Annotated in this window: 10 protein-coding genes; 8 read left to right on the forward strand and 2 right to left on the reverse strand. The window is 73.5% G+C overall.

Annotated features, from left to right (window positions below):
- Window positions 1-22 precede the first annotated feature (22 nt).
- Window positions 23-1,219 (reverse strand): cystathionine beta-lyase, encoded by a 1,197-nt coding sequence (metC, locus tag ACLBXP_RS07270; protein WP_447666920.1) that lies wholly within the window; start codon window positions 1,217-1,219, stop codon window positions 23-25.
- Between the two features lie 100 nt (window positions 1,220-1,319).
- Complete coding sequence (locus ACLBXP_RS07275) at window positions 1,320-2,096, reverse strand: DUF1796 family putative cysteine peptidase (protein WP_447666921.1); 777 nt, start codon at window positions 2,094-2,096, stop codon at window positions 1,320-1,322.
- 159 nt (window positions 2,097-2,255) lie between these two features.
- Between ACLBXP_RS07275 and ACLBXP_RS07280 the strand changes: the two genes are divergently transcribed.
- The 8 genes from ACLBXP_RS07280 (at window position 2,256) to ACLBXP_RS07315 (ending at window position 14,885) form a co-directional block, all read left to right on the forward strand.
- Complete coding sequence (locus ACLBXP_RS07280; protein WP_447666922.1) at window positions 2,256-3,314, forward strand: amino acid ABC transporter substrate-binding protein; 1,059 nt, start codon at window positions 2,256-2,258, stop codon at window positions 3,312-3,314.
- A gap of 14 nt (window positions 3,315-3,328) precedes the next feature.
- Window positions 3,329-4,504: an amino acid ABC transporter permease gene (locus ACLBXP_RS07285; protein ID WP_447666923.1), complete on the forward strand. Its 1,176-nt coding sequence runs from the start codon at window positions 3,329-3,331 to the stop codon at window positions 4,502-4,504.
- Window positions 4,501-5,652, forward strand: coding sequence for an amino acid ABC transporter permease (locus ACLBXP_RS07290; protein WP_447666924.1), 1,152 nt, complete (start codon window positions 4,501-4,503; stop codon window positions 5,650-5,652). The genes ACLBXP_RS07285 and ACLBXP_RS07290 overlap by 4 nt, the downstream gene beginning before the upstream one ends.
- A 307-nt stretch (window positions 5,653-5,959) precedes the next feature.
- Entirely contained in the window at window positions 5,960-6,997 is a 1,038-nt protein-coding gene (locus ACLBXP_RS07295; protein WP_447666925.1) for a PAS domain-containing protein, read from the forward strand.
- 128 nt (window positions 6,998-7,125) lie between these two features.
- Entirely contained in the window at window positions 7,126-7,449 is a 324-nt protein-coding gene (locus tag ACLBXP_RS07300; protein ID WP_447666926.1) for a hypothetical protein, read from the forward strand.
- A gap of 173 nt (window positions 7,450-7,622) precedes the next feature.
- Window positions 7,623-8,507, forward strand: coding sequence for an EamA family transporter RarD (gene rarD / locus ACLBXP_RS07305; RefSeq protein WP_447666927.1), 885 nt, complete (start codon window positions 7,623-7,625; stop codon window positions 8,505-8,507).
- A gap of 79 nt (window positions 8,508-8,586) precedes the next feature.
- Window positions 8,587-10,989, forward strand: a complete 2,403-nt coding sequence (locus ACLBXP_RS07310) for a response regulator (RefSeq protein ID WP_447666928.1) — start codon at window positions 8,587-8,589, stop codon at window positions 10,987-10,989.
- 692 nt (window positions 10,990-11,681) lie between these two features.
- Window positions 11,682-14,885: a beta strand repeat-containing protein gene (locus ACLBXP_RS07315; protein WP_447666929.1), complete on the forward strand. Its 3,204-nt coding sequence runs from the start codon at window positions 11,682-11,684 to the stop codon at window positions 14,883-14,885.
- Window positions 14,886-14,919 lie beyond the last annotated feature (34 nt).

The following is a 14,919-nucleotide window of genomic DNA, read 5'->3' on the forward strand; positions in this document are numbered from 1 at the left end:
GACGCGGATGGGGGCCGGCCGATCACCCCGCCGCCCGCAGCCGCGCGAAGCCGGCCTCGAGGTCCGCCTTGAGGTCGTCCACCTCCTCGAGGCCGATGTGGAAGCGCAAGGCCGGGCCGCCCGGGGCCCAGCGGGTGGCGCTGCGGTAGGGGGCGCAGTCGAAGGGGATCACCAGGCTCTCGAAGCCGCCCCAGGAGAAGCCCATCCCGAACAGCTCCAGCCCGTCGAGCATCGCGGCGACCGCCGCCTCCGGCACCGGCTTCAGGATCACCCCGAACAGGCCCGAGGCGCCCGCGAAGTCGCGGGTCCAGATGGCGTGGCCCGGGTCCTCGGGCAGGCCGGGGTGGAGCACCCGCAGCACCTCGGGCCGCGCCTGCAGCCAGCGCGCCATCTCGAGCCCCGCCCGGCCGTGCTCGCGCAGGCGCAGGGCCATGGTGCGCAGGCCGCGCAGCGCCAGGAACAGGTCCTCGGGGCCCGCGCAGGGGGCGAAGTGGTCGAAGGTGCGGCGCACCGCCGGGTAGTACCGGGCGTTCGCCGAGACGAGGCCGAGGAGCAGGTCCGAGCCGCCGCTGAGGTACTTGGTGCCGGCCTCGACCGCGATGTCGACGCCGCGCGCGTGGGGCGGGAACAGCAGCGGCGTCGCCCAGGTGTTGTCCATGATCACCGCGGCGTCCCGGGCGTGGGCGGCCGCGGCGATGGCCGGCACGTCCTGCATCTCGAAGCTCTGCGAGCCCGGCGCCTCGACGAGGACGGCCCGCGTGGTCTCGCGCATCAGCCCGGCGATATCCGCCCCGACGCGCGGGTCGTAGTACTCGACCGCGACGCCGTAGCGGGCCAGCACCCCGTCGCAGAACTGGCGGGTGGGGCGGTAGGCGGAATCGGTGACGAGGAGGTGGTCGCCCGCCGAGACCGCGGCCATCAGGGCCACCGTCAGCGCCGAGAGGCCGGACGGCGTGGCGACGCTGCCGGCCGCCCCCGAGAGCTCCGTCCAGGCCTCGGTGAGCGCGTCCATGGTGGGGGTCGCGGAGGTGCCGTAGTTGTAGCGGCCCCGCCGGTGCTTGATCGCGTCGTAGGTGGGGTAGAGCACCGTCGAGCCGCGGTAGATCGGCGTGTTGACGAAGCCGTGCTGCGCGGCCGGGTCCCGCCCCGCATGGACCAGCCGGGTGGCGGGCCCGAACCGTTCGGCCGTCTCGGAAGGGTCGCGGGGGGTCTTCGACATCGGGGGCTTCGGCATCGGGGGCTTCGACCTGGGAGTCCGCATGGGAGGCTGGCCGTGAGGCGCGTGGTGTGCCGCACGAAGCCCGCCCGCGGCGGCGGGGTCAAGCCGCTGATGCGCCTGGCAGGGACGCACTTGGCAGGGGCCCATTTTGCAGGGACCCATTTGGCCGGAGCGCGTCCGCGCGGTCCCGGATCAGGCCGGCGAGGGCCTCGAAGTCCCCGGGCTCATCGAAGAACAGGCCGTTGCAGGCCGAGACGGAGCGGAGGCGCCCGATCTCCAGGTTGCCCACCCGGACGGCGACCTCGTAGCGCGGGGCGAGCACCTCGGACCGGTAGGTCTCGACGCAGAGCAGGGCGTGGGGGCGCACGAGTTCCGAGATGGCCGCGTAGTCGTCGAACGCGGCGTCGTCCGGCCGGCTGAAGCAGTGCCGCAGCATGACGAAAAGGATTGTCCGATCGCCCGCGAGCGCGCGCCGGAAGCGGTCCACGCACCGCACGAAGTAGGCGTAGTCCGCGTCGTTCGACTCGGGGTTATGGTGATTGTAGATGTAGTGGACGCCGTACTGCGTCTTGTAGAACAGGTTCTCGGCCCGATAGAGCCCGGGGTCCGGCCGCGCCGCGACGGGGACCTCCTGCATGTTCCGCCGGTCGAGGAACGCCCCGAAATCGTCCCGGATCGCGTGCGCCACCATGCCGGGCGACGAGAAGATCCAGTCGAACGGCATCGACGATTCCTTGAGCCCCATCTGCTTGAGGGTGTGGCTCGTCAGGCAGAGCGTGCCGAGCCCCGCGACGATGACCCCGGGGTCGCTCTCCCGGGGGTCGCTCTCCCGGGGGCCGCTCGAGAGGGGGGCGTTCGCGGGGGTTGCGTGCGTCATGCGCCTCGCCGTTCGAAGACAACCACCCCCGGCGCGGCCGTACCAGAGGTTGCGATGCCCGAACAAGGCGGACCGGTGCCGCAGGCCGCCCCGCCTTGACCGCCCCGCTTTGACCTCCCCGCCTTGACCGCGCCGCCGGATCCTCGGCATGGCAGGGGCATGACTCCTCCGCCGATCCGCCCCTCGCGATCCCGCCGGCGCGCCGCACCGGCCCTCGCGGCGGGCCTCGCCCTCGCGGCGGCCCTTGCCCTTCCGGCCCGCGCGGACGGGCTGCTGGCCGAGATCCGGGCCCGCGGGCACCTCCTCTGCGGGTCGAGCCCCGGCGTCGCGGGCTTCGGCATGCCGGACGGGCAGGGGCGCTGGCAGGGGCTCGACATCGACTTCTGCCGGGCGCTCGCGGCGGCGGTCTTCGACGATCCCGAGAAGGTTCGGTTCGTGCCGCTCGCCGCCCCCGCCCGGTTCACGGCGCTGCAATCGGGCGAGGTCGACGTCCTCGTGCGCAACACCACCTGGACGCTCGCCCGCGACGCCGGGGCGAAGCTCGATTTCCCGGCCATCAACTTCTACGACGGCCAGGGCTTCCTGGTCCGCCGGGACAGCGGCGTCGGCCACGTCGCCGGGCTCGACCGGGCGAGCATCTGCCTGCAGCAGGGCACCACCACCGAGCTCAACCTCGCCGACTGGTTCCGCAGCCACGGCCTGACCTACCGGGTCGTGGCCTACGCCACCGCCGAGGAGACCCGGCGCGCCTTCGAATCGGGGCGCTGCGACGCCTACTCCACCGACAAGTCCTCCCTCTACGGCGAGCGCCTGCAGCTCGCCCAGCCGGAGGCCTACGAGGTCCTGCCCGAGACCATCTCGAAGGAGCCCTTCGCGCCGGGCGTGCGCCAGGGCGACCCGCAATGGCGCGACATCGTGGCCTGGACCCACTTCGCGATGGTCGACGCCGAGGAGGCCGGCATCCGCCAGGAGAACGTCGAGGCCCTGCGCCGGGAGACCCCGAGCCCGGACGTGCGCCGCATCCTCGGGGTCGAGGGCCGCTACGGCGAGATGCTCGGGCTCACGAACGACTGGGCCTACCGGATCGTCCGGCACGTGGGCAATTACGGGGAGGTCTACGCCCGCAACCTCGGGGCGGGCACGCCGCTGAACATCCCCCGCGGCCTCAACGAGCTCTGGACGAAGGGCGGCCTGCAGTACGGGCCGCCGATCCGATGAGGGAGAGGGGGCCGATGCGGGAGGCCCGGCGCGCCTCCTGGCGGGGGCTCGTGCTCCAGGCCGCCCTCCAGGCTGCCCTCCTTTTCGGGGCCGCGGCCCTCGTCTACGGCGCCGCGACGAACGCCGCGGAGAAGCTCGCCCGCCAGGGGCTGGTGGCGGGCTTCGGCTTCCTGTGGCGGCCGGCGGGCTTCGACATCAGCCAGAGCCTGATCCCCTACTCGGCCGCCCGCGCGACCTACGCGGACGCCTTCCTGGTCGGGCTCCTCAACACGCTCCTGGTCTCGGGGCTCGGCATCGGGCTCGCGAGCCTGATCGGGGTCTCGGTGGGGGCGGCGCGCTTCTCCCCGAACCTGATCCTGCGCGGCCTCGCCCGCGCCTACGTGGAGCTGTTCCGCAACGTGCCGCTGCTCCTGCAGCTCCTCGTCTGGTACGTCGCCGTGCGGGCGGCCCTGCCGCCGCCCCGCGACCCGGCGGTGCTCGGGTCCGCGCTCCTCACCCAGCGCGGCCTGTTCGTGCCGCGGCCCGACTTCTCGGGGGTCCACGCCCTGGTGCCGGCAGCGCTCGGGCTCGGGCTGCTCGCGGGCCTCGCCCTCGCGCTGACCGCCCGGGCGCGGGCCCGGCGGGGCGGGGAGGGGCCGCCCGTGCTCCTGCCGGGCCTCGCCCTCGCCCTGGGGCTGCCGGCGCTCGCCTGGGGCGGGCTGGCGCTCGCCGGCCGCCCCGTCCCCCTGGAATTCCCCGCCCCGGGGCCCTTCGACATCGAGGGCGGGCTCGCGCTGCAGCCCGAGTTCGTGGCGCTGCTCGCCGGGCTCTCCACCTACACGGCGGCCTTCATCGCCGAGATCGTGCGAGGCGGCATCGCGGGGGTGGCGCGGGGGCAGGGGCAGGCCGCTTCGGCCCTGGGCTTCACGCGGCTGCAGGCGCTGCGCCTCGTCGTGCTGCCCCAGGCCCTGCGGGTGATCGTGCCGCCGCTGACGAGCCAGTTCCTCAACCTCACCAAGAACTCCTCGCTCGCCGTGCTGATCGGCTACCCCGACCTCGTCCACGTGATGATGGGCACGGTCCTCAACCAGACGAACCAGGCCGTGGAGGCGGTGAGCCTGACGCTCGCCGTCTACCTCGCCCTGAGCCTCGCCACGGCGCTCGCCATGAACCTCTACAATGCCCGCGTGCTCGGGGCCTGGCGCCGATGAGCGCGCCGCCGCCCAAGAATGGCCCGCCGCCCAAGAATAGCCCGCCGCGCGAAAATGGCCCGCCGGGCAGGCCCGGGCCCGCCGCCTGGATCCGGGAGAACTTCCTCTCCGGGCCCGGCAACGCCCTCACCACCCTCGTGATCCTGGTCCTCCTCGCCCTCGCGCTGCCGCCCGTCATCCGCTTCCTGGTGATCGACGCGGTCTGGACGGGCAATTTCGGCGCCGCCTGCCGGCCGGAGGTGGCGGGGCGCCCGGTCGGGGCCTGCTGGGCCTTCATCGGCGACAAGATCGCCTACCTGACCTACGGCTCCTACCCGGCCGGGAGCCGCTGGCGGGCGAACCTGTTCTTCGCGCTCTCCGCCCTGGCGCTCGGCTGGATGCTGTGGCCCGGCGCGCCGGCCCGCCGGCTCGGGGCGGTGTTCGCGTTCGGGGTGGTCCCGGCCGCGGCCTACGGGCTGCTCGCCGGGATGCCGGGCCTCGGGCTCGCCGCGGTGCCCACCACCCTCTGGGGCGGCCTCCTCGTCACGGTGCTGGTCTCCCTCGTCGGCATCGTCGCCGCGCTGCCGCTCGGGATCCTGCTGGCGCTCGGGCGCCGCTCGCGCCTGCCCGTGGTGCGCCTCCTCTGCGTCGCCTTCATCGAGTTCTGGCGCGGCGTGCCCCTCATCGCCGTGCTGTTCATGGCCAACGTGATGCTGCCCCTCGTCCTGCCCGCCGACCTCACGGTCGACCGGCTGGTGCGGCCCCTCGTCGGCATCGCCCTGTTCGCCTCCGCCTACATGGCCGAGGTGGTGCGCGGCGGCCTCCAGGCGGTGCCCGAGGGGCAGGTGCGGGCCGCCGAGGCGCTGGGGATGAGCCGGGGCCAGATCACCCGCCTGATCGTGCTGCCCCAGGCCCTCAAGCTCGTGGTGCCCGCCATCGTCAACACCCTGATCGGCCTGTTCAAGGACACCACCCTCGTCTCGATCGTCGGCCTGTCGGACTTCATCCGGGCGCTCGAGGCGGCCCGGGCGGACCCGCGCTGGGCGGCGCCCGGCGTGCCGGTGACGGCCTACGCCTTCGCGGCGCTCGTCTACTTCGCGGGCTGCTTCGCCATGGCCCGCTACGCCGGGTTCATCGAGCGCCGCCTCGCCGCCGGCGACCGCGCCTGAGGCAGGCCCCGGCGAGTGCTGAGGCGGACCGCAGGGGGTATCGGGCGGAATTGCCTTTTGTTAAAATGCGCTGCATTCGTCGCTCAGCTTCTGTTGACCGTCCAACCTTGAGTAGAAGTCGCGCGTCGGTCCGCAGCACTCGGCGGGCTCCTCGCGGCTGGGACGCCGCGAAATCTCGGCCGGCACGGGTCCGAAAACCTTGTGCGTTCTGTCCGGGGCGGCGGCACGCCTTCGGGGGCGGGCGACGAATGCGTAGACGCCCGGCGTTCCACGGGGCGCGTTCCAGTCCTCATGAAGCCTCGGCCCCATGATGTCCCCGTCCGACACCGCGCAGACCCTCCGCTTCTCGTCCCGCGAGTTCATGCGGCTGATCGAGACGCTCGGCCTGAGCGGCACCTGGGGCTGGACCTTCGCGACCGGCGAGCAGCAATGGTCCCCGGGCCTCTACCGGCTGCTCGGGCTCGAGGCCGGCACCGTCAGGCCGGACTACGAGCTGATCCTCGGCCTCGTCCACCCGGAGGACCGGCCCAGCATGGCGAGCGCCGCCGAGATCGTGCAGGCGGGCCTGATCCGCGACCAGGTCTTCCGGCTGCTCCGGCCGGACGGCACGCAGCGCACCCTGCGCAGCCGCGGCGAGATCTTCTTCGGCCCGGACGGCCGGCCCACCGGCGCCTCGGGCGTGCTCATCGACGTCTCCGACCGCGAGCAGCTCGCCCGCCTGCAGCGCGCCGAGAGCCAGCGCCGCCGGGCGCTCGCCGAGCAGGCCCAGGTCTTCGTCTACACCGAGCGGACCGGGCCCTTCACCGAGTACGGCCCGGAATTCCTGGCGCTCACGGGCCTGCGCCGCGAGGACCTGCAGGCGGACTGGGCCGCCCCGATCGCGCCCGAGGAGCAGGCGCAGTGGCGCGAGGCCATGCCGGGCTTCTACGGGGCGGGCAAGCCCTTCCGGGTCACCCCGACGCTGGTCCTGGCCGACGGGGGCCGGCGCGCCTTCAGCTTCACGGCCGTGCCCCTGCGCGGCGCCGACGGCGCCATCGAGAGCTGGACCCTGGTGATCGTGCCGGCCGAGATGGACGTGCCGGAGGCCACCGGCGACGTGCTGCGCGGCATGGAGCAGGCCATCGAGGGCGCCCACCTGCGGGCGGGCCGCGCGCTGCTCGACTGGACGCTCGCCGACTTCGCCCAGGCGAGCGGCCTCTCGGTCTCGACGATCCGGCGCCTGGAGGAGGGGGCCGAGGGGCCCGCCGCCCGCAGCCGCCACGTCGCCGTCGCGGCCCTGCGCGAGGCCGGCATCGGCTTCTCCCTGGTGGAGGGCAACGTCATCGCGGTGGCGAAGCTCGGCTGAGCCCGATCCCGGCCGATCCCGGCCGACGCGCCCGCCGCGCGGGTTCCGGTCCGCATTGCCCGGATCGTTAACGGACCGGGCCGTATCGTGGCCTCCTGCCTGTCCGCGTATCCGGGATCGGTCGTCCGTTGCGTATCCTGCGTCCCCTGCTCCTCGGCGCCACCATCGGCGCCGGCACCCTCGTGATCGGCTTCGTCAGCGTGGACCGCCTGACGCAGGCCGTCCCCGAGCGCCCGCGGCCCGCCCGCCCGGCGCCCGAGCCCTCCGCCACCGGCTCGATCGCCCCGGCGCCCGGCCTCGGGCCGGAGGCCAGGCCCGGGAAGGCCGACCCCAAGGTCGACTCCAAGGCTGAGAAGGCCGCCGCCAAGCGCGCGCAGATCCCGAACGGCTTCGACACCGAGCGGCTGAACGCCCTGATGCGCGGCGACCCGATCCTGCCCCAGAAGCGCTGAGCGCCGGCCCTGCGGGTCGGCACCGAGGGTCCCCGCGGGGTCCCGCGCGCGGATCGGCCCTGCGCGAGACGGGCTGACCGGACGCGCCCCGGGCGGCTATGACCCGCGCCGGCCCCCGCGGGCCTCCGCCCGGCCCGGGCGGAGGCGGGGGCCTCGCAAGCGGGGACGCTCGGATGGGGCTCGTCTACGCGCTCGGCGCCTACCTGAGCTGGGGCCTCGTCGTCCCGGTGCATTTCCGGCTGCTCGCGGCCTTCTCGCCGGCCTTCATCCTGGCCGAGCGCATCCTGTGGTCGAGCCTGTTCGCGCTCCTCCTCGTGGCCCTGTGGCGGCGGCGGCTCGCCAGCCCGCTGCCCCTGCGCCCGGCCCACGCGCTGCTCGTCGCCTCCGCCGGGCTCATCGGCGTGAACTGGCTGCTCTACCTGCGCGCGGTGAACAGCGGCCACCTCCTCGACGCGAGCCTCGGCTACTACATCAACCCCCTCGTCAGCGTGGCGCTCGGGGCCGTTGTGCTGGGCGAGCGCCTGCGCCCGTTGCAGGCCGTCGCGGTGGGAATCGCGGGGCTCGGCGTCGCCCTCGCGGTGGCGCTCGCCGGCAGCCTGCCCTGGGTGGCGCTGGCGCTCGCCGCGAGCTTCTCCCTCTACGGCCTCGTCCGGAAGGTGGTGGGCATCGACCCGGTGATCGGCTTCCTGGCCGAGACCCTGGTGCTGACGCCACCGGCGCTCCTCTACCTCGCCCAGGACCCGACGCCCCTCCTGCCCCCCGCCGCGGGCGACCGCGCGCTCCTGATGCTCACCGGCATCACCACGGCGGTGCCGCTGATCTGGTTCGCGGCCGCCGCCGTGCGCCTGCGGCTGGCCACCCTCGGCCTCCTGCAGTACCTCGCGCCGACCTGCCTGCTGGTTCTGAGCGTCGCCGCCTACGGCGAGCGCGTCGCCCCGCCGCAGGCCGTGATGTTCGGCCTGATCTGGCTGGCGCTCGCCCTCTACGCGCTCGATTCCCTGCGGGCGGCCCGCGGCGCCGGGGCGCGGCCGCCGGCACCGGAGCGCGGGAAACGATGAGCGCGCCCGCGAGATGGTATAGGGATCCCCGGACGACCGGCGGTGCCGCCGGCAGGGACAGCGGGACGCCGGTCAGCGCATGAGCCGAGACGACAGTCGGGACGCGGGCCCCGAGGTGGGTCCCGAGGTGGGCGCCATCGCCGACGCCGACTACCGCAACCTCGCCGAGACGCTGCCGCAGCTCGCCTGGATGGCCGAGCCCGACGGCACCATCGTCTGGTACAACAGGCGCTGGTACGACTTCACGGGCACGAGCCTCGACACCATGCGGGGCTGGGGCTGGCGCGCCGTGCACCACCCCGACCACGTCGAGGCCGTGACCGCGCGCTACCGGGCCGCCATCGCGGCCGGGGAGCCCTGGGAGGACACCTTCCCGCTGCGGGGCGCCGACGGCGCCTACCGCTGGTTCCTGTCGCAGGCGCTGCCCCACCGGGACGCGCAGGGGCGGATCCTGCGCTGGTACGGCACCAACACCGACGTCACCGGCACCCGCGCCGCCGAGGACCGCCTGCGCCGCTCCGAGGAGCGCTTCCGCGCCCTGGTGGACGCCTCCGCGGCGGTGATCTGGACCACGGACGCCGCGGGCGCCCTGACGCCGCCGCAGCCCCGCTGGAGCGCCTATACGGGCCAGTCCGAGGAGGCCTACCAGGGCTGGGGCTGGGTCGATGCGGTGCACCCCGACGACCGCGCCCACGCGGCCGAGGTCTGGGCGCGCTGCGTGGAGAGCGCGACGCCCTACTGCGTCGAGTACCGGCTCCGCCGCGCGGACGGGCAGTGGCGCCACACCGAGGTGCAGGGCGTGCCGGTGCTGGAGCCGGACGGGCGCATCCGCGAGTGGGTCGGCCTCAACATCGACATCAGCGGCCGCAAGGAGGCGGAGGCCGGGGTGGAGGCCGCACGCCGCGCCGCGGAGGCCGCGAACCTCGCGAAAAGCCAGTTCATCGCCAACATGAGCCACGAGCTGAGGACGCCCCTCTCGGCGGTGATCGGCTACTCGGAGATGCTCGGCGAGGAGCTCGAGGACCTCGGCCAGGCCGCGCTGCTGCCGGACCTGCGCAAGATCGAGGCGGCGGCCCGCCACCTCCTCAGCCTGATCAACGACGTCCTCGACATCTCGAAGATCGAGGCCGGGCGCATGACCGTCTCGGCCGAGGACTTCTCCGTGGAGGCCCTCGTCGCCGACGTCGCCGACGCCACCGGCTCGCTGGTGGAGAAGAAGCGCAACCGCTTCGAGACCCGCCTCGGCCCCGACCTCGGGACGATGCGCCAGGACCAGACCAAGATCCGCCAGTGCCTCCTGAACCTGATCGGCAACGCCGCGAAGTTCACCGAGAACGGGCTGATCGCCCTGAGCGTCGAGCGCCGCCGGGAGGACGCGGCGGACTGGGTGCAGTTCTCGGTCGCCGACACCGGCATCGGCCTGAGCCCCGAGCAGATCGGCCGCCTGTTCGAGCGCTTCGCGCAGGCCGACGAATCCACCACCCGCCAGTTCGGCGGCACCGGGCTCGGCCTCGCCATCACCCGCGCCTTCTGCCGCAAGATGGGCGGCGACATCACGGTGGAGAGCCGGCCCGGCGCGGGCGCGACCTTCACGATCCGCCTGCCCGCCGTGCTCGCCCCCGAGGATGCCGAGGCGGCCCCCGCCGAGGGGGCGCTGGAGGCGCCGCCGATCCCCGAGCACGAGGAGCACGACACCGTCCTCCTCGTGGACGACGACCCCGCCGCGCGCGAGCTCCTGCAGCGCTTCCTCGAGCGCGAGGGATTCCGGGTGCGCACCGCCAACGACGGCCGGGCGGGGCTGACGCTCGCCCGGGCGCTGAAGCCCCGGGCGATCCTCCTCGACGTGGAGATGCCCCGCATGGACGGCTGGGCGGTGCTGCACGCGGTGCGCAGCGACCCCGAGCTCGCCGGCATCCCCGTCATCATGACCTCGGTGGTGGCCGAGCAGGGCCTCGGCCAGGCGCTCGGGGCCACCGACTACTTCGTGAAGCCGATCGCCTGGGACCGCCTCAAGGTCCTGATGGACCGCTACCGCCCCGCCGGGGTCTCGGCCTGCGCGCTCATCGTCGACGACGACGCGGATGCCCGCGAGCGCCTGCGCCGGACGCTCAGCCGCGACGGCTGGGAGACCGCCGAGGCCGAGAACGGCCGTGCCGCCCTCGAGCGGCTCGACCGGATGACCCCGAACCTGATCCTCCTCGACCTGATGATGCCCGAGATGGACGGCTTCAGCTTCCTGCGGGCGCTGCGCGCCAGGCCCGACGGGCGCGACCTGCCCGTGGTGGTGCTGACCGCCAAGGAGATCACCCCCGAGGAGAAGGCGCGCCTCGCGGCCCAGGCCGACCGGGTGATCCTGAAGGGCTCGCTGAGCCTCGCCGAGATCGGCCGCCAGCTGCGCGCCCTCTACGCGCGGGAGGCCGACGCGCCGGTGCCGGAGGGCATGCGCGGCCTGATCGACCGCCTCGCCGCCCGGGAGGGGTAGGGCGGGCCTTCCGGCCCGGGCGGCCATCCGGCCCGGGCGGGCTTCCGGGCGGGGCGCGGAAGACTGCGCAGGCGGCGCGCGGCCGGGGGCCGAGCCCCGAGAAGCGCACCGGACGTTGCGCGGCCGCAACATTCCGTCAGGCCTGGTCCGGCCCGCGCCCGCAGCCTATTCGCGCGTCGACGCATCGTATCGGGCCGCGCCCGAGCGTATCGACAACGCCGAGATGCCGGCGGAGGCGTGATGCGGCCCGGATTTTCCAGGAGATCGTTGCACGATCAACGATCGATTTCCTCAAGACAGCTTTGCCGCATCGAACCGGTCCGCTCCGAGCGCTGCACCGGAACGACGACGAGCGGGCGAAACCCATCAGCCTACTGATCGGCTTTATCGCGTGTTCTGAGGACAAAGGTGGCGGATCGCGCGTTAATCATTTGTTATGTCAACCTAAAAAAGCCTGAAAAACAGTGATACAAAGTCTCCTAAGGGCAGCGAGGGATTGCTGTTCTCGATTTTAGTCGGGCCAAGTGCTCGATTTATAGTTGTGTAGCCCACAGGGACCATCCGCGCACGGATGACCTTCCCCGGCCACCGAGCCGGCGGAGGGACCGCGCCCGGCTGCCCCGAACCCGAATACCTAGGCCTGCGGTCCCAGGACGACCGAGGCCGGAGTGACCGTCGCAGGAGCGCGTACCATGGCACCGAGCAGAATTCTGGATCTCAAGGGCGAGGATGCGACCCTCAGCGGCTACAAGGCGATCGGCTTCTACAACGGCGTGACGAACAGCGTCGCGCAGGCGGCCGACGTGATCTTCGAGGTCGGAGACGACGGCGTCGAGACCTTCCGGGGCACCATCGATGACGGGTTCGACGAGGAGGCCGAGGCGGCGGGCGTCGTCGGCCTTCAGAAGACGGGCAGCGGCACGCTGACCCTGTCGGTCGCCGGGCCGCCCTGGAACAACGGGTCGGCGAAGGCCGCCGCGGCCCTCTCGGCCGGAAACAGCTACAGCGGCGCCACGCTCGTGAAGGCCGGCACGCTGGCGGCCGGGGCCGATGGCGCGTTCTCGGACGACTCGGCGGTGAGCATCGCCGACGGCGCCACGCTCGACCTCGGCGGCTACGACCAGGCCATCGGCGGCCTGTCCGGGCTGGGCACCGTCACCAACGACGGCGAGACGGCGGCCACGCTCGCGGTGGACACCGAGGCGGATTCCGTCTTCGGCGGCGCGATCGAGGACGGCTCCGGCGGTCTCAGCCTGGATAAGTTCGGCACCGGCAAGCTGACCCTGAGCCGTCACACCGCCAAGGACGGCAGCCTGGTCGGCGGTGCGGGCTACGACGGCGCCACGATCGTGCACGAGGGCACGCTGGCGGCCGGTGCCGAGGGTGCGTTCTCGGACGACTCGGCGGTGACGGTCGAGGCGGACGGCACGCTCGACCTCGGCGGGTTCGACCAGGCCATCGGCGGCCTGTCGGGCGCCGGCCTCGTCGCCAGCTACGGCGAGGCGGCGGCCACCCTGACGGTCTACCAGGACACGGACACGATCTTCTCGGGCGGCCTCGACGGCGACCTGAACCTCGTCAAGGACGGCAGCGGCACGCTGACGCTCTCGGGCCTGTCGGCCGCCGAGGGCACGACGACGGTGCAGGCGGGTACCCTGCGGGCAGCTGCCAAGGACGTGATCCCCGGCGACGGCGCCCTTACGGTCGAGGAGGATGGCACGTTCGACCTCGGCGGGTTCGACCAGACGGTCGGCGGCCTGTCGGGCGCCGGCCTCGTCACCAGCGACGGCAAGGCGGCGGCCACCCTGACCGTCAGCCAGGACACGGACACGACCTTCTCGGGCGACCTCGACGGCGACCTGAACCTCGTCAAGGACGGCAGCGGCACGCTGACGCTGTCGGGGCGGTCGGCCGCCGACGGCGCCACGACGGTGCTGGCCGGCACGTTGCGGGCCGCTGCCGCGGACGTGGTCTCCAACGACGGCGCCCTCACGGTCGCGGCGGATGGCACGTTCGACCTCGGCGGGTTCGACCAAGCCATCGGCGGCCTGTCGGGCGCCGGCATCGTCGCCAGCTACGGCGAGGCGGCGGCCACCCTGACCGTCAGCCAGGACACGGACACGATCTTCTCGGGCGGTCTCGACGGCGACCTGAACCTCGTCAAGGACGGCGCCGGTACGCTGACGCTGTCGGGCCTGTCGGCCGCCGAGGGCACGACGACGGTGCTGGCCGGCACGCTGCGGGCCGCTGCCGCGGACGTGATCCCCGGCGACGGCGCCCTCACGGTCGCGGAGGACGGCACCTTCGACCTCGGCGGCTACGACCAGACGGTCGGCGGCCTGTCGGGGGCCGGCCTCGTCACCAGCGACGGCGAGGACGTGGCCACCCTGACCGTCAGCCAGGACACGGACACGATCTTCTCGGGCGGCCTCGACGGCGACCTGAACCTCGTCAAGGACGGCGCCGGTACGCTGACGCTGTCGGGCCTGTCGGCCGCCGACGGCACGACGACGGTGCAGGCGGGCACGCTGCGGGCCGCTGCCGCGGACGTGGTCTCCGACGACGGTGCCCTCACGGTCGCGGAGGACGGCACGTTCGACCTCGGCGGCCACGACCAGACGGTCGGCGGCCTGTCGGGGGCCGGCCTCGTCACCAGCGACGGCGAGGACGTGGCCACCCTGACCATCCGCCAGGACGCGGACACGACCTTCTCGGGCGACCTCGACGGCGATCTGGACCTCGTCAAGGACGGCAGCGGCACGCTGACGCTTTCGGGGCGGTCGGCCGCCGACGGCACGACGACGGTGCTGGCCGGCACGTTGCGGGCCGCTGCCGCGGACGTGGTCTCCGACGACGGTGCCCTCACGGTCGCGGCGGATGCCACCTTCGACCTCGGCGGCTACGACCAGACGGTCGGTGGCCTCGCCCTCAAGGCGGGCTCCACCCTCGTCGAGCGTCTGGGCTCGGGCAGCGCGAACGACGAGGTCGTCGTCGACGGCACCGTGAGCCTCTCCGGCGCCAAGCTCGACCTCAGGAGCGTCGACAGCTTCGCCTCCACGACCGGCCGGGTCTTCACCCTGATCGAGAACGACGGCACGGACTCGGTGGTCGGGACCTTCGCGGGCCTCGCGGAGGGCGCCAGCCTCGTGCGCGGCGGCCGGACCTTCACGATCAGCTACAAGGGCGATGACGGCAACGACGTCACCCTCACCGACACCACGCCCGTTCCGAGCACCGGCGGCGGCGGCGGTGGTGGCGGCGGCGGTGGTGGCGGCGGTCCCACCGGTCCCGCCGGCGGCGGCGGAACCGCGGCGACGGCCACCGACGGCGACGACTCGCTCCTCGGCACCGCCGGCGGCGACGCGATCCTCCTGCTCGGGGGCAACGACACCTACCTGGGGCTCGCCGGCAACGACTCGGTGTTCGGCAACAAGGGCGACGACGTCCTGTTCGGCAACCAGGGCAACGACACGCTCTGGGGCGGGCAGGGCAACGACAGCCTCTACGGCGGCATGGATTCGGACGTGCTGTTCGGCAACCTCGGGGCCGACATCCTGTTCGGCAACAAGGGGACGGACACGCTGTTCGGGGGCCAGGGTTCGGACACCCTCTACGGTGGCCAGGGCGACGACGTGCTCTCAGGCGACCTCGGCGACGACATCCTGTCGGGCGACCTCGGGGCCGACCGCTACGTGTTCGGGGCCAATTCCGGCCGCGACCTGATCCTCGGCTTCAGCCGGGGCGAGGGGGACCGCCTGGACCTGAACGGGCAGACCTACACGAGCGCGGCCTCGGCCGGCGGCAACCTGGTGCTGAGCCTGTCCGGCGGCGGCACGGTGGAGCTGTCGGGCGTCACCGCGGCGGCCTTCGGCGACGGCACCGGCTACTTCGCCTGAACCCCCGAGACCACGCCTGACGAAAAGGGGCCCG

This window comes from Methylobacterium sp. A54F (genome assembly GCF_053346035.1).

What these genes read in the sequence shown, in the direction of transcription:
- metC (WP_447666920.1), bottom strand. Translation starts at nt 1,219, where the DNA reads ATGTCGAAGACCCCCCGCGACCCTTCCGAGACGGCCGAACGGTTCGGG.
- ACLBXP_RS07275 (WP_447666921.1), bottom strand. Translation starts at nt 2,096, where the DNA reads ATGACGCACGCAACCCCCGCGAACGCCCCCCTCTCGAGCGGCCCCCGG.
- ACLBXP_RS07280 (WP_447666922.1), top strand. Translation starts at nt 2,256, where the DNA reads ATGACTCCTCCGCCGATCCGCCCCTCGCGATCCCGCCGGCGCGCCGCA.
- ACLBXP_RS07285 (WP_447666923.1), top strand. Translation starts at nt 3,329, where the DNA reads ATGCGGGAGGCCCGGCGCGCCTCCTGGCGGGGGCTCGTGCTCCAGGCC.
- ACLBXP_RS07290 (WP_447666924.1), top strand. Translation starts at nt 4,501, where the DNA reads ATGAGCGCGCCGCCGCCCAAGAATGGCCCGCCGCCCAAGAATAGCCCG.
- ACLBXP_RS07295 (WP_447666925.1), top strand. Translation starts at nt 5,960, where the DNA reads ATGATGTCCCCGTCCGACACCGCGCAGACCCTCCGCTTCTCGTCCCGC.
- rarD (WP_447666927.1), top strand. Translation starts at nt 7,623, where the DNA reads ATGGGGCTCGTCTACGCGCTCGGCGCCTACCTGAGCTGGGGCCTCGTC.
- ACLBXP_RS07310 (WP_447666928.1), top strand. Translation starts at nt 8,587, where the DNA reads ATGAGCCGAGACGACAGTCGGGACGCGGGCCCCGAGGTGGGTCCCGAG.
- ACLBXP_RS07315 (WP_447666929.1), top strand. Translation starts at nt 11,682, where the DNA reads ATGGCACCGAGCAGAATTCTGGATCTCAAGGGCGAGGATGCGACCCTC.